The organism is Pedobacter sp. AW31-3R, from assembly GCF_052180285.1.
Lineage (GTDB): Bacteria > Bacteroidota > Bacteroidia > Sphingobacteriales > Sphingobacteriaceae > Pedobacter.
In genome coordinates this window covers 1,996,471-2,011,197 of the sequence record NZ_CP197475.1, presented here as the reverse complement: position 1 = coordinate 2,011,197, position 14,727 = coordinate 1,996,471, and the positions used below count along the sequence as shown (strand labels likewise).

The following is a 14,727-nucleotide window of genomic DNA, read 5'->3' as shown; positions in this document are numbered from 1 at the left end:
TTAGAATTAATAGTACATCCCATTTTGAGATTAAATTGTGATTAAAATGACGTGGCATAGAAATTTTGCTATATTGAAATCTACAAAAACCTATACAAAGATCATTCATCAAATGAAGTCAAAAATCTATTTTATAGCGCTGCTTTCTGCCGGTACCCTATTGCTGATGTGCAAACCTAAACAGGCACCCATAGTGGAAAGGGACCAGACCATCACCCCGAAAAATGCAGTCACCAAATTATATGTCGATAGTTTGCAGATGGAGCAGTTCATCAGTGACGGGCAGCTGGAAGACAGTTCCGCCCAGCGGTTAAGGAATTTTTACAATAGCCGGAATTTCCAATTCGCATGGCTAACAGAAACGGGACTTGCTGAACAGGCAAAGATATTTTATGAAATGGACAGGAGGTATGTTTCTGAATCTCGCGACAGCACCCTGATCGAGCCGGAGTTATTACATACGCTTAGCGGATTGATGAACAAAGATACAGCAATCACCACCATCAGCCCTTCACTTGCCAGTCTGGAACTGCAGCTGACCCAGCATTTCTTTAAACTCGTGGCCTATTCCTTTGCAGGAAAACTGGATCCGGCCTCATTGCAATGGTATATCCCCAGGAAAAAGGTAGATGCAGTAGCGTTGCTTGACTCCCTGATGTCGAAAAAAGGAGAACAGGCGGCAGATTGGGAACCGGTAAACAGTTATTACAAAACATTGAATGCCGCATTGGCCAACTGGTACAAAATCCAGCAGCGGGGCAGCTGGGACAAGATTGTGCTGGACAGGAAAAAGTATAAGGAAAACGATACCGGAAAATTGATTGCGGTGATCAAAAAGCGACTGGAGAATTATGGGAGTATCAGCAGGCCAGACAGCGATGCTGTGTTCAATACCGAGCTGACGGTGGCGGTAAAAAAAGCACAGCAACAATTCGGCCTCAAACAAAGTGGTGAGATTGATGCAGCCTTGGTGAAAGCACTAAATGTTCCCATTGAAAGTCGGATCGAACAATTGCTCCTGAATCTGGAACGGATGAGGTGGATGCCTTCACCTACAGAAAAGAAGGTAATCCTGGTTAACATTCCGGAATACAGGCTACACGTTTTTGAAGACCGAAAAGAGGTGCTCAACATGAACATTGTAGTCGGAAAAGCGGCAAATAAGACCGTCATTTTCAGCGACAGACTGAAGAACATTGTATTCAGTCCTTATTGGAACGTACCGCCAAGCATTGTACGAACAGAAATTTTACCCAGCATACAGCGCAACAGGAACTATCTCTCACAGCACCGTATGGAAAAAACAGGAACCAGTGGCGGCCTGCCTGTTATCCGACAGAAACCAGGAAAGAGCAATTCATTGGGCCGCGTCAAGTTCCTATTCCCCAACAGCTATAATATCTACCTGCATGACACCCCTGCGAAATCACTTTTCACAGAACAAGCCCGCGCATTCAGCCATGGCTGTATCCGATTGGCAGCACCTAAAGCACTGGCAGAATATTTACTTTCAGACCGTCCGGAATGGACAAGTTCCAGGATTGAAAAGGCCATGAATGCGCAAAAAGAAACATGGGTTACTCTTGCAGAGCCCGTACCGGTCTTCATCACCTACTTCACTGCATGGGTAGACAAAACCGGTGCGTTAAATTTTAGGGACGATGTGTATGGACATGATAAAAAAATGCTTCAGCAAATGTTCACTCCACAACACGATACACCTGCAATACAACCCACAAAATAATATACACGAGAATTTGCCAGCAACAGCTATGTGGAGGGGGGCAATGCCCCCTTTACAGTCAACTACTCGAAATAGGGCGTAATGGTTACCGGACCTGTTAAACCTGAAGGCATCACTGTCCATTCCGAGGCATCAAATGATTTATAGTTGATGTTTACAAAATTGATCTCATGGTAGTTTTTCCAGGATATCCTTTTCCGATCCATATCCCGTATGCGATTGGCCATCAGGTTCAGTACCTCTATTTTAATGGTATTATTTCCCTTTTTCAGGTATTTGCCTATACGGAGCTGAAAAGGCAGACTCCATACCATCCCCGCCTCCTGTCCGTTAATCCAGATGCGTGCACTCTCATTCACTTTAGTCAGGTTCAATACATACTCTTTGGCATCCTTAACTTCCATATTGAAGTTACCCGTGTATTCCCCCGCGCCTGAAAAGGATTTTAACTTTTCACCACCCAGTCCAGTCCATGACACCAGTTCATCCAGCTGCTGATCTTCAGGAAGTTCCGGCCCACCTGATGTAAAATGAAGTGACCAGCGCTGAGCCAGTTTAATATCCAGGCCTGCCCTATTTAAATACACCCATGGTTTACTTTCAGCAATATCCCCGGTGCCGACTTTCAGCACCAGTGCCTCACCTGATTTCAGCTGGACCCTAACTTTTAAGCGGTCTCCTTTATCTTCCAGGGCAGCGATTCCAGTTGCACCACTTTGAGGGTCTAAAATGAGGACTTTACCTTTGGCATTCAGTGGAATATACTGATCAATGGTATGGGCCGTATGGTTAACCAGATAATAATAACTGCCATTGTCAATCTTCCTTCTCAGGAACTGTAAACCCGATTCCCTCAATGCTTCGGGATAGGTTTTGCTGTAGGCCAATCCTTGTTGCAGGTCTTCAGCAAGCAGAATCATTCCCGAACCTGTTTTACAGCTTTTGATTCTTGACCCCACCTGGACAAATGTCAATTTCTCCAGGACAGATTTCAACTGTGCCCTTCTCTTTTTGAGCTCATTTAATCCCGGGACATCTTCTGGTAATTTCTGGAAAATAACCGTAGCTCCCTCCTGCGCCAAGCCCAGGATATTCTCCATGGTTTCTACTGGCATTATCCTGCAGGCGGGAATAACTAATATTTGATAAGGATTTCCCTTCACAGCTGTTTGCAGCAGGTTATTGTTGACCTTCGTTTTTTTTAGTAACCTGTCGGATGCAAAATCAAAAGCATAACCGGCTGCTGACAATTGTTCTGAAATCCGGTAAAATTCGCTTGGATACAGCCAATCATCTATATCATGCATTTTAAAGGCCCTATCCAGACCTTTTGCATTATTCCACACCTCGTATACCGGCCAGTAAATCAGCAGTTCATTATCCGGCTGTCCTGCCTGGAGGATTGACTGACAGCGGGTGATATAGGTATTGATTCCATTGATATGCGGCCATAGGCTATTTGCCGGATTGCTCTCCACGGAAGCATAAAATAACCATCCCGGCCAGGTGGCCGTTGAAGGGGAATAGGTTGTACCGTGATAAAAAATATGATTGATACCGGAAAGGAACAACTTTTCTGCCTCAGGTTTACATTGGGCGAAGGAGGTTTTAAAATGTTCCGTCAGCCAGGTAAAAGTTTCTGAGGAAACCAGCGTCTTACCTGCAGTATGTGCTGCTGAAGAGGCAAATTTACTCATTACAGGATCAGGATCTACGTTCCTGACATCAGCGGAATCCCTGCGCAATCCCGGAATAGGGAAATAACTGGATCCGAAGGTCTCGGTTTCCGGAATATCCACAGCACCGTAGAGGTCTAGCAGGTTACCGGGAGAGCCGTGTGATTGATTTCGGGTTCCTGCCTGGTAACGGTGTGCCCATTCCGTCCAGTTCTGTGTAAAGTTATTCAGCAGCATTTCGTCCATCGTTTCCCGGTAATCAGATTTCAATCGGGCCACCTTATCCACTGCATCAGATCCGTTCAGCGTGCTGTCTTTTTGCACCAGCTCCCTGATATGCATACTGAGGTCATACCCCCGGTTTTTCTTAAATTCAGCAAGAAAAGCAGGAGTCCATGTTGCGCCAAAAACCTCATAGCTATCATTGAAAAATGTACGTACCCCCTGACTTTTATAGTCAAAAGCCTCATCAAATCGTTTCAAATACAAGTTCACTGCATTTTTATCCAAATGGTCCAGGCTGAATCCTTCTCCACCCGGAGCGGCACGCTTCACCATCTGCCGTGTCTTTCCGGAAAATACAGCATAGAGCTCCCAGCTTCCTTTGGCGGGCGACCAGTTCAGGGTACCATCAGCTTGTATAAAAGACAACAATGCCAGGACTTCCCCTTTATTTCCATAGGCTGTCAAGGCCTGCAGGACTGCATCATCCTGTTTACCTCCGCTTACTTTGACAGGTTCCCTTAATCGCTCTCCTGCTTTCAGTCTATATTGCTGTGTGATCAGTTTTGACGCTGCAATTTCAGTACTCACCTGCGGCCCGCCAAAAGGCCAGCCGGTTCCTGTATTCATGTCGATACCCAACTGAAGGTCATCCGCTTTTTTTACAGTAAACTTTAACAGGTCTACCCATCGCGGTGAGAGAAAGGGAACATATTGCTGCTCATATCCCACCGCACCATATATCGGTGTAATCTCCATCCCTCCTAATCCGGCAGCCTTGTATTGTTGCAGCAGCTGCGCCAGATTCTTTTCATCTACCGCACTTCCCATCCACCACCAACGTGACCAGGGCTTCATCTGCTTTTCAATTGCAGGCCAGTCATTGGTTTTATGGGCGGTGAGCTGTCCCGCTGCCGCTATACTCATCAGCATGAAGACCAGTATAGCTGCAAAACCTCTTTTTTTATACATATACTTCAATTTATTTCAACGTAAATAAAGGAGCGACCACGCGCTCCGTATACCACACCCAAAATTTCTTACCCTGACAGTACTGGTCAGGGCAGGTGGAATAACAATTGCAGCGGACTGCTTTTTGGTGATAGGTCCTCATTCGTCTCCATTAGCTCTGCCATATAGGCCCACCAGCGCTTGACGATTTCATGATTGCCCAAGTCTTGGGAGGAAGCACCGCTCTGTTGCTGGACAGCAAAAAGAAAGTCAGTTTCTTCATCCAGGAAAATGGTGTAATCTGTTATGCCATTTTCCCTTAACAAAGCTTTCAGCTCTGGCCAGATTTCAGCATGACGTTTTTGATATTCATCCTTACATCCTTGCTTCAGTTTCATTTTAAACGCGATTTTCATCTGTGAATATTGTGTTTTTAAAGGTTATTAAGCTTTCATGAGTTCTTATTGTTCTTCATTTGTATTCAAGAACTCGCAAGCCCGGTTTTTCATGAGCTCTTATTGTTCTTCATTTGCATTCAAGAACTCGCAAGCTCGGTTTTCATTGCTGTCTGTAAGCGGCAGGCACATGATGGTTTCATCAGTTCAATCACGGTTCTCCCGCTAAAGACTATTATCTTTTCAGCTTATAGACCTCTGTTCCTGCCAGCAGGAAACAGCCCAGTCCATAGTCCTCAAAATCCGGTTTGCTACTGAAACCTACCGGCTGTCCGTCTTTAGGCTCCTTGCCTGTGCCCTGAAGATAACCAATAAAACCATTTTGATGCACAGCCTCTTTTGTCATTCCTGCCCATGCCTTCTTAATTGCAGGCAAATAGACAGACTCGTCCAAAATTCCCTGGTTCAGTCCCCATGCCATACCATAGACAAACAGGGCAGTTCCTGAAGTTTCCTTGCCTCCGAAATGTGTATCATCATGCAGGCTTACATTCCAGAATCCATCCTCACGCTGAAGTTTGACCAATGCTTTGATCATTTCATGGTAAGTTTTCAGGTATTCCTCCCGATGCGGTGCATTTTCAGGCATGATTTCCAGTACACGCACCAAGGCTGCAACGACCCATCCATTGCCGCGCGACCAGTAACAGTCTTCACCATTGGGCTCTTTGTAAGGCGGTACAAAATCCTTATCACGCCACCAGAGGCCATCCTTAACATTGTACAATCCCCCACCCTCAACAGTCTTGCTATGGTTATACATTTTATACATGTATTCATAATAATTATTATCCTTATAGTGCTGTGCCAGCCTGGCAAAAACAGGCATCCCCATCTGCAGGGCATCAATCCAGGTCCAGTCGCCCAGCCTGCCCGATTCCATCACCTTGTCAATCGAGGCCTTGATATCCCTGATACGTTCCGGCTGAGGATCAATATGGTACAAATCGAAATAGGTCTGTCCACAGGCGTGATTATCTGCATTATGGGTCTGGATACCTCCATTTAAACCCCATTTATGCTTTTCCCCCCATTGAACCGCATAATCATAATATGCTTTATCCGGCTTGATCTTGTAAAGGCTCATCAATCCTTCATAGTAAACAGCCCTCGTCCATATATTGGATGCCCTTTCCTTGTTGGTGATAATAGTTTTACCCGCATCGGGCCATTTTTCCATAAAATAGGCATTTGTAAGGGTCATAACCTTCAGTACCTCGCGCTTTGAAGGAAGGCGCTGTGCAAATAACAGTTCCAGGGTACATCCAAACAGGATGATAGTGGTTAACATTAATCTTTTCATGGCTATAATTTTTCTGCAGACAGCTCCTGTGCTGCCTTTGTCTGAGTATATATATATTTTTTAAGTGTATTTCTCCTAAGTTTCATGATACCGGACACGACGGCAGCGGCATTAAATTTCGCTCCCTTTTCAGAAGTATGTGTATGGTCTTTTGTGGTAAAGAAGCTATTGATTTCTGTTGCACTAAGCTGGGCATACCTTTCATTAATGATCTTATTGAGCGGAATAAAGTCGACATGTTCTGCAAGGGCGACCTCTTCTGCCCATATTCCATATTTATCAGTACTGAGTTTGACCACACCCGTTTCCGCGGGATTACGTGGGATAGGCGAACAGATCACCGGGACAGCTCCCTTCGACCTGATGTCACTGATATATTTGCGCAGGTATCCTCCATAGGTATACACCACCTCCTCTTTCTTCTTTATAGGATTAAATATTTTCTCACTTTCTGTACCGGTTCCCTGGATGGTTCCACGCGCACGTGAGGTATCGGCCAGTGCCCCACCATCATTGTGGCCGAACTGGATAATGACGAAATCGCCCTTTTTAAGCTTTTCCATTACCGGTTCCCAGCGCCCGTTGGTTTGAAAAGTGCGACTGCTGGTGCCACCAAGGGCATGGTTTTCCACACTGATCTTCTCCGTATCAAAAAATTCAGCAAGAAAATTCCCCCAGCCCCACAATGCACCATCGCCTTTTCCACTGCCATTTTTGACTGTAGAATCACCGATAAGGTACACCACCGGTTTTTGTTTCTGATAAAGGATGACAAAGGAAGAGAAGACCACCAATGAAACTGGCAGCAGGATGGATAAATAGGTTCTTTTTATACGCATGACAGGTGATGATTAATTACATTCAATAATACACTATTATAAATCAATGATTTTATTTGATAACTTCAATGTCGAGGACGGCACCCTCAAGTCCCTCAGCCGTAGCTTTCAGTTCTATGTGGCCAGGTTTATTTCCTTTAACTATGGCCATACAAACACCATGGTAGGCCTGCCGCTGATTAGCCTTATACAACTCATGGCTATTCACATTTCCATTATCCACGCCAGCGATCTCCCCTCCACTGATATGGAAAGTAATCAGCTGGTCTGCATTGGGACAGACCACTCCACTGGCATCAAGAACTACGGCCTTCACAAAAACTGCCTCATCCCATTCATTACGCAGTTGGGTACGGTCACTGCTCAGGACAATCTTTGCCGGGTGACCGGCAGTTTTCAGCTCTTCCTGAATCACGACCTTACCCTTGTTCATTCCCATAGCTGTAAGCGTACCTTTTTCAAAGGTAACATTCCACATTCTCGGGGAATCATCGGCAGGTTTTGGTTTTACGCCCAGGGATTTTCCGTTCAGCACAAGGTCCACTTCATCACAGTTACTGAATACGGCGACCCTGCCATCATCATAAGTATCAAAATCCGTTGGTGTCCAATTGTTTATCCATTCACCAGCACCGGCATTCCCTTCCTTTCGAACGATATGCACCACAGGGGATGCTGACCACCAGCTCTGACGCTGCAATCCCAGATGTGTCCAGTTGCCAATACGGTCAAATAACGATTCCCCCCAGGTAGTTTGTGGCCAGTCAGCTTCTCCAAGATACGCAAATCCTGTCCAGAGGAATTGTCCAGCCATAAAAGGATGATCACGCAGGGCGAGGTATTGCTGTAGAACATGCGTATTTTCAGTACCCAGCACTTTTAGCTGCGGCTTTTCCTGGTGTATGGCTACCAGCTCATTCTCCCTGTAGTTTTGTCCCACAACATCCATTGTCTCTGCAAACCCATTGGTATACACTTTAGAAGAGGCAGGACGGAAGAGTGCCATTGTTACCGGTCGCCCGGAATCCAGCTGATGGATAAGGTCCTGCTGGTCCTTGTACTTTTTAAATCCTTCAGGACTATCCAGGTTATCATGGATCTCATTACCTACACTATAAATGATAACCGAAGGATGGTTCCTGTCCCGCAGCACCATATCCCTTGTATCGCGTTCCCACCATTCCTTCCAAAAGCGGTTATACCCCTGCTCCCCGTTATTCTTCGGTACGGTCCAGGTATCAAATGTTTCATCCATCACCAGAAACCCCATTTCATCACATAAATCCAGAAATTCGGGTGCAGCAGGGTTATGTGCGGTACGGATGGCATTTACGCCTGCTTCCTTCAGTAGATTGAAACGGTACCTCCATATACTCAATGGCACTGCGGCGCCAACTGCCCCACCATCATGATGTAAACACACTCCTTTAATTTTAAAGTTTTTATCATTCAGCCAAAAACCGGTTGCCGCATCGAACCTGGCCGACCTGATGCCGAAAGTATTCGTCTGCTGATCGACAACCTTAGTCCCTATACTGATTTTACTATTTGCCTTGTACAACTGCGGTTTTTCCAGGTTCCATAATGCTGGTTTGACCACAATCATATTCTGCTCCAGCACCATACTTTCCCCTGCATTCAGTATCCGTTTGGACCGGACAGTATTCAGCTCCCTCCCTGCTGGATTGAGCAACATCGTTTCTATGGTGACTGCTTCAGATTTTCCTGAGGCATTGTTTAATTTCGTTTGTACCCTGACGGTTGCCTTGTCAGCACCTGCTTCAGGAGTTGTGATATACACCCCCCATTTGTCGATATGCAGCAATTGGGTAGCCAGCAGGCGGACGTGCCTATAAATCCCTGCGCCAGTATAAAAACGTGAAGCCGGTTGTACCAGGTTATCTGCCCGGACCGCAATGACATTTAATTTTCCCTTTCCAAAATGAAGGTACTTTGTCAGGTTATAAGCAAAGCTGATATAACCATAAGGACGTTTGCCCAGGGAGTGCCCATTGATCCAGACTTCACTATTTGCCATCACACCATCAAATTCAATGGAAATCTGGTATCCGGCCATCTTTTCCTCCAGTTCAAAGCGCTTACGGTACCAGCCAATCCCTGAAGGTAAATATCCTCCACCGCGTCCGGTCAGGTGTATTTTATCATAGGCACCTTCTATACTCCAGTCGTGCGGCACCTGTAACTTACGCCATTCCTGATCATTGAACATTGGATTTTCAGCACCAGGAATATCTTTCTGGATAAAAGTCCAATCCCTATCAAAGTTGGTCATGATACGCCCCTGGTTTTTCTCTTTATTTTGCGCTTCGGCTTTTTGCCCTGAGCTGATGACCAGTATTGCCAGGCAAATGAATTGAATTGATTTCGTCAGTATTTTACACATCCTCTTCGTATATTATTGCTTCGTAGTTGAAAATCCTTGCTTTGCCTGTGGATTTTCCGGCTGTCGTACAGGCTCCACTAAAACTATCTGGGGAATGGGAGCCTTTTTCATCTGGTAACCGAAATAAAATCCTGTATGGGGAGGTTGGTTATACCCACTATTCTGCCAGGCTACGCTTAGGCGGTATTGCGGGTCATGCATCAGTGTATAAGTACGGTACAGGGTAGGAATAGTTGTTGTATACACCCTCAGATTCTGATTATCGGCGGTACGCAGGATCAGCTCCTCCCTCCAATCGCCAAAAAGATCAGCACTTAATGCCGGAGTTGCCTTGGTACCATTATTAGACAGGCAACCCTCTGCGGTAAAAATACGCCCCTTCCCATACTTGTCGATATGGTTTCCATCCAGTAGCTCCCTGGACAGGTCGCCATCCCAGTAAATCACAAAATTCTGGGACACCGGCTGAACACCGATTCTTTTCCCCTCCATGTTATATAGGCCATTTGAACCAGCCCACCACATCTGGCTGCCATAGGCTGCCGAATCAATATTATCGGCCACACCACGACCTACATCCATATTCTCTGAGCCTTGCCATAAAATTTTACCATCCGCAGCAGCAAAAACAGCAACACCTGGCCCCTCCGTATGATCTTCAATTTCATGGATACCAAAAACTTCAAGTCCGGGGTGTTCAGGCATCAGGTCTGATACGTGGATCGCATCTCCATGACGCAATCCTGTACTGTATAAGCCCTTCCCATTGTCATCCACACACATCGACCCGTATATAATTTCATCCTTACCGTCCCCATCCACATCTGCTACAGAAAGATTATGATTGCCCATCCCTGAATATGGATTCTGCGGGTCTTTACTATCAAATACCCAACGTGAAGTCAGCTTCCCTCCACGCCAATCCCATGCGGACAGTACAGTCCGTCCATAATACCCCCTGCACATCACCACGCTGGGACGAACTCCATCAAGGTAAGCGATACAGGCATTAAACCTGTCCACCCGGTTCCCTTTACTGTCGTTTCCTCCATTTCCTCCTCTGCCACCCCATCCTCCAATATTACCCCGGGAAGGAATGTAGTTTTCCGTTGCCATTATTGCCCCCGTCATACCGTTAAAAACCGTAAGGAACTCTGGCCCTGACAATATCCTTCCTGCTTTATTTCTCCAGTCGCGCCTAGGGTCACCAATCACCTTCCCCTGTCCGTCCACTGTTCCATCCGCTGTTTTACAGACAAATTCTGCCCTCCCATCCCCATCTAGATCATACACCATGAACTGTGTATAATGCGCCCCTTCACGGATATTCCTGCCCAGATTAATCTCCCATAAAAAGGTACCGTCCATCTTATAGGCCTGAAAGATCGGAGGATCAGTCATGCCGTCAAATGAGTTATCCCTGGAACGGCCGGTTTGGTGCAAAATAATTTCATAGGCTCCATCACCATCCAAGTCGCCCACAGAAACGTCATTGGGTGTATAATGCTCTGGTGTACGCAGAGGAATAGTCAGGTATTGGCAGACAGGTGCTGCCTTTGGCAAGATAAATGCTTCTCCGGCTCCCGCCGTTGCACCTATTCCAACAGGCTTCACCACATACCTATTGGAAAAATTAAAGTCTGCTGTAGTATCCGTATAATTTGTACTGCTTCGGAGGGCTTCGGTATTCAGTTTCACTGGCTTCCCGTTCCCGGTTTTGCGGTATACATCAAAAGCAATAGCATCGGGGTCTGCCGCCAGTAAGCGCCAACTCATGTAAGCTGTTTTTTCATCCTGCCGTACTGCCACCATTCCCCTGTCCAGCTTTTCCATTTGCCGTTGGCCGAAAACGGTAATATCTGAAATACAGATCAGGAAACAGGTAAAAAATAATGGCAGGTAAGTTTTTCTTGTTCCGGAGGATAGCTCCATCAGGCTGATCAGAACCGTTTTAAAACTCAATACGGCTACTGAAAGTTGTGTTTGGTAAACAGAAGGTCTGATACTGAAAATTATGGTTGCCCTGGCAGCACAGCTATCGCCTAAATTCATACGCATGTAATTTGGTCTCTGGCGCCGTAAAACCTGAAATGCTGTTTTATAGTGCCTGAGACCAATGTATACAGTATTTTTTTTAAGCGCATCCTGTAGCGTCCTGCAATTTAGTTACCATCTGGCTTTACGCTGGTATTTTTGGGACTTTCAGGCCAGGACCAGTCCTTCAGCGGATCAGGTTTCCGAGGGTCAAATGCGGGCAGGTCGTCCACAAGATACCTGGCAATCCCAAGTCCTTCTGTTTTGATCCCTGAAACCACGCAGCGTGCAATTTCGTAGGCTCCGTAAGGATTGAAGTGGGTATTGTCTGCCAGAGCCTTATCCTGTTGCGGATAGCTATTTGCCGGATAATGCACAAACGCATTTTTTGACCCTTCAGCCCCCATGGCATTAAACATCTCAGTGGTCATCCTGTTCAGGTCTATTAAAGCCACCTTTTCTGTAACAGCAACTTTACGCGCTGCATCGGGGAAATCGCCCAGTGAATTCACGATCAGGCCATCTTCTCCGATAGAGCGGCGTGTGGTAGAGCTAAGGATCACGGGAATCCCTCCTTTTTTCCTGACTTCATCCACAAAAAATTTCAGCCTTTTGGTATAGGAACCATAGGCACCATCCCCTGGGCCCTTTTCCTTTTGGTCATTGTGCCCAAATTCTATAAAGAGATAATCCCCCTTCTTCATCACCTGAAGAATTTTCTTTAATCTTTTGCCTGCTAAAAAAGAACCCAACGTAAGTCCAGATTCTGCATGGTTCGCAATGGCTACCCCTGGTTTGAAGAAACGCGGGATCATCTGTCCCCAGGATGCCCAGGGTTCATCTTCCTGATTCACCACCGTAGAATTTCCCGCCAGGAATACCGTCACCTGGTCATCAGCCCTGCTGATTTCCAGTGCCCGTAAAGCTGATCCCTCATTAAACTCTAAAGTAAGCCGGTCATCCCAGTCGAGTTTTGTCAATTCCCTTGTTTTCAGGCTTACTGTATCCTGGCTATCAATGATCCTGCTTTTCAGGTTCACTATAAATGTTTTTTTAACGGATTGTCCGGCGCGGGTTTTCACCTTTTCACACATTAACCTCCTCGATTCTGCCTTCACCGTATTCAGGGAACTGCGCCGGGTATCCCCAAGGGTGACGGTCACACGATAATTCCCTTCAGGCAGGGCCAGGGAGAAATAAAAAGCTTTACCACTGCTGTATCCGGGAAAATCAAATCCATATCCACTATCTCGGGAATACACATCTGTTGAAAGCACACGGACATGACCCTTCAGTAAGCGACCGGAGCCAAAATCAAATTTATGCCGCTGTTGCTGCTGTGCCCATCCTTTATGCACCGGCCATATACTCAATACATAAACGACAAGAAAAGCAAAAAATCTCTTTTGCTGATAAAGAATACCCATAGTTATATCATTACAGAATTTCATACCAGAATTAACCTTAACATTCCGGCACATGAAGACCAAAATAAAGCATTTCTTCCGGATCAACTGTCCTGGTCAATCAAACAATTATAATAATTTTTCCTCCTATAGATAGATCACCTGCCTTATATTCAGAAAAACACAAACTGCTTTTGAAAAGGGATGGACGGACTAAATATATCTATATTGGTGGATCTACATTCCCCTCTAAACATAAACTGTTGACCAATTGATTTTGACAGGCTCCTTAGGTGGGGCAAATTCCGAAAGAAAATTTAATTTGAGATAAAGACTAAAACGACTATGTTTATGGCAGAGTAAAGCAACACAATGAAAGTTAAACTAAGGAACATTTACATCCTGTTGGTCATATTCATCAATGTTGGTGTGGATCAGCTCACGAAATATATCGCAAGGGAACAGCTTATGGAGGGGGAAGTGATCCAGGTGGTCAGCGAGCATTTCATGCTAACAAAAACAGAGAACCATGGTGCTTTTTTGAGTGTGGGTGACCAGATGCCGGCAAGTATAAAATTTATATTCTTAATGCTTCTCCCTGCCATTGCCCTTTGTTTTGGGATTTACTTTTTATTGATTAATGATCACTTACACCGGATATTTGTTGTTGGTTTATGTTTTGTTATTGGTGGAGGCATAGGTAACCTGTATGACAGGATGGTCTATGGTTCAGTGACCGATTTTCTCCATATCGACTATTTGATGGTCAAAACAGGAATATTCAATATAGCCGATGTTTCCATCATGATTGGAATGGCTTGCTTGCTGCTGAATATTTACCTTAAATACCGGAACAACAGGGAAGAGGAATTCTTTGAAGAAGAACCTGAAAACGGTCATCCCCCTGGAAAAGAAAGCAAGACTATAAAAACACCCGGTAATTAATGATTAAGAATTTATAAATTATAGTATTTACACGAAATCGCCAATGAAAACTTTTTCCCTCTTCCTCCTGTTCGTCCTATCTGTAGCCCTGGTCAGTGCCCAGCCATCATTTGTCCGTTTGGTAACCAATAAAGGGGATATCACCCTGCGTTTATATGAGGAAACACCTAAGCACCGGGACCTGTTTCTGGAGAACATCAAAAAAGGACTGTTCGACAAGGCTCAGTTTAACCGGGTGATAAAATCCTTTGTCAGTCAGGGAGGCGAGTTGGATGACACCATTCTGAACAGAGAGAAAAGACATCCGGAAATTCCAGTACAACGTATACCGGCGGAGCTCATCCCTTCATTATTTCATAAAAAAGGTGCTTTGGGTATGGGTAGAAATGATAACCCCGAAAAGAGCTCCTACTTTTCCCAGATATACCTGGTCGAAGGAACGCTCCAAACTGATGAAAGCCTTGATGCTGTCATAAAGAAATACGGAATCAGCTTTAGTCCGGCGCAACGTGAGGTCTATAAAACTATTGGCGGAACACCATTTCTTGATCAGAATTACACCCTATTCGGAGAAATTGTGGAAGGAATGACCGTAGCCGAAAAGATCAACTCCAGTGCCACCAACAAAGATGATGTCCCCCTTGAACCTGTAACATTCACACCAGTTATCCTTTCGAAGAAGGAAGCCATGAAACTCTGGAAGAAAACGCAGAGGGACAAGAGTCCGAAAATCTAATTCCCTTTGACG

General features: G+C 45.4%; 10 protein-coding genes. 3 read left to right on the top strand and 7 right to left on the bottom strand.

Annotated elements, in window-relative coordinates; all coding sequences use genetic code 11:
• The first annotated feature begins 112 nt into the window (after positions 1-112).
• On the top strand, positions 113-1,744 hold the full coding sequence (locus ACSBL2_RS08140) for a L,D-transpeptidase family protein (protein ID WP_442591187.1): 1,632 nt from the start codon (positions 113-115) through the stop codon (positions 1,742-1,744).
• A gap of 62 nt (positions 1,745-1,806) precedes the next feature.
• Here ACSBL2_RS08140 and ACSBL2_RS08135 read toward each other — a convergent pair whose 3' ends face one another.
• The 7 genes from ACSBL2_RS08135 to ACSBL2_RS08105 all read right to left on the bottom strand — a co-directional run bounded on the left by ACSBL2_RS08135 (position 1,807) and on the right by ACSBL2_RS08105 (position 13,079).
• Positions 1,807-4,614: a glycosyl hydrolase gene (locus ACSBL2_RS08135; RefSeq protein WP_442591186.1), complete on the bottom strand. Its 2,808-nt coding sequence runs from the start codon at positions 4,612-4,614 to the stop codon at positions 1,807-1,809.
• Between the two features lie 86 nt (positions 4,615-4,700).
• A complete protein-coding gene (gene rhaM, locus ACSBL2_RS08130; RefSeq protein WP_442591185.1) occupies positions 4,701-4,991 on the bottom strand; it encodes an L-rhamnose mutarotase in 291 nt (96 codons plus the stop codon).
• Between the two features lie 232 nt (positions 4,992-5,223).
• The gene (locus ACSBL2_RS08125; RefSeq protein WP_442591184.1) at positions 5,224-6,351 is read right to left on the bottom strand and encodes a glycoside hydrolase family 88/105 protein; all 1,128 of its coding nucleotides are present in this window, start codon (positions 6,349-6,351) and stop codon (positions 5,224-5,226) included.
• A 2-nt stretch (positions 6,352-6,353) separates the two neighbouring features.
• The gene (locus ACSBL2_RS08120) at positions 6,354-7,190 is read right to left on the bottom strand and encodes a rhamnogalacturonan acetylesterase (RefSeq protein ID WP_442591183.1); all 837 of its coding nucleotides are present in this window, start codon (positions 7,188-7,190) and stop codon (positions 6,354-6,356) included.
• A gap of 52 nt (positions 7,191-7,242) precedes the next feature.
• Positions 7,243-9,594 (bottom strand): glycoside hydrolase family 2 TIM barrel-domain containing protein, encoded by a 2,352-nt coding sequence (locus tag ACSBL2_RS08115; protein WP_442591182.1) that lies wholly within the window; start codon positions 9,592-9,594, stop codon positions 7,243-7,245.
• Between the two features lie 12 nt (positions 9,595-9,606).
• The gene (locus ACSBL2_RS08110) at positions 9,607-11,652 is read right to left on the bottom strand and encodes a rhamnogalacturonan lyase (protein WP_442591181.1); all 2,046 of its coding nucleotides are present in this window, start codon (positions 11,650-11,652) and stop codon (positions 9,607-9,609) included.
• A 104-nt stretch (positions 11,653-11,756) separates the two neighbouring features.
• Complete coding sequence (locus ACSBL2_RS08105) at positions 11,757-13,079, bottom strand: rhamnogalacturonan acetylesterase (RefSeq protein WP_442591180.1); 1,323 nt, start codon at positions 13,077-13,079, stop codon at positions 11,757-11,759.
• 327 nt (positions 13,080-13,406) lie between these two features.
• Between ACSBL2_RS08105 and lspA the strand changes: the two genes are divergently transcribed.
• Together lspA and ACSBL2_RS08095 are read left to right on the top strand one after the other, a co-directional pair.
• Entirely contained in the window at positions 13,407-13,979 is a 573-nt protein-coding gene (lspA, locus tag ACSBL2_RS08100) for a signal peptidase II (protein ID WP_442591179.1), read from the top strand.
• A gap of 43 nt (positions 13,980-14,022) precedes the next feature.
• Positions 14,023-14,715, top strand: coding sequence for a peptidylprolyl isomerase (locus ACSBL2_RS08095; protein ID WP_442591178.1), 693 nt, complete (start codon positions 14,023-14,025; stop codon positions 14,713-14,715).
• The last annotated feature ends 12 nt before the right edge of the window (positions 14,716-14,727 follow it).

Bases quoted from the DNA above. Each gene is read 5' to 3' on its own strand.
- ACSBL2_RS08140 (WP_442591187.1), top strand. From the start codon at position 113: ATGAAGTCAAAAATCTATTTTATAGCGCTGCTTTCTGCCGGTACCCTA.
- ACSBL2_RS08135 (WP_442591186.1), bottom strand. From the start codon at position 4,614: ATGTATAAAAAAAGAGGTTTTGCAGCTATACTGGTCTTCATGCTGATG.
- rhaM (WP_442591185.1), bottom strand. From the start codon at position 4,991: ATGAAACTGAAGCAAGGATGTAAGGATGAATATCAAAAACGTCATGCT.
- ACSBL2_RS08125 (WP_442591184.1), bottom strand. From the start codon at position 6,351: ATGAAAAGATTAATGTTAACCACTATCATCCTGTTTGGATGTACCCTG.
- ACSBL2_RS08120 (WP_442591183.1), bottom strand. From the start codon at position 7,190: ATGCGTATAAAAAGAACCTATTTATCCATCCTGCTGCCAGTTTCATTG.
- ACSBL2_RS08115 (WP_442591182.1), bottom strand. From the start codon at position 9,594: ATGTGTAAAATACTGACGAAATCAATTCAATTCATTTGCCTGGCAATA.
- ACSBL2_RS08110 (WP_442591181.1), bottom strand. From the start codon at position 11,652: ATGCGTATGAATTTAGGCGATAGCTGTGCTGCCAGGGCAACCATAATT.
- ACSBL2_RS08105 (WP_442591180.1), bottom strand. From the start codon at position 13,079: ATGAAATTCTGTAATGATATAACTATGGGTATTCTTTATCAGCAAAAG.
- lspA (WP_442591179.1), top strand. From the start codon at position 13,407: ATGAAAGTTAAACTAAGGAACATTTACATCCTGTTGGTCATATTCATC.
- ACSBL2_RS08095 (WP_442591178.1), top strand. From the start codon at position 14,023: ATGAAAACTTTTTCCCTCTTCCTCCTGTTCGTCCTATCTGTAGCCCTG.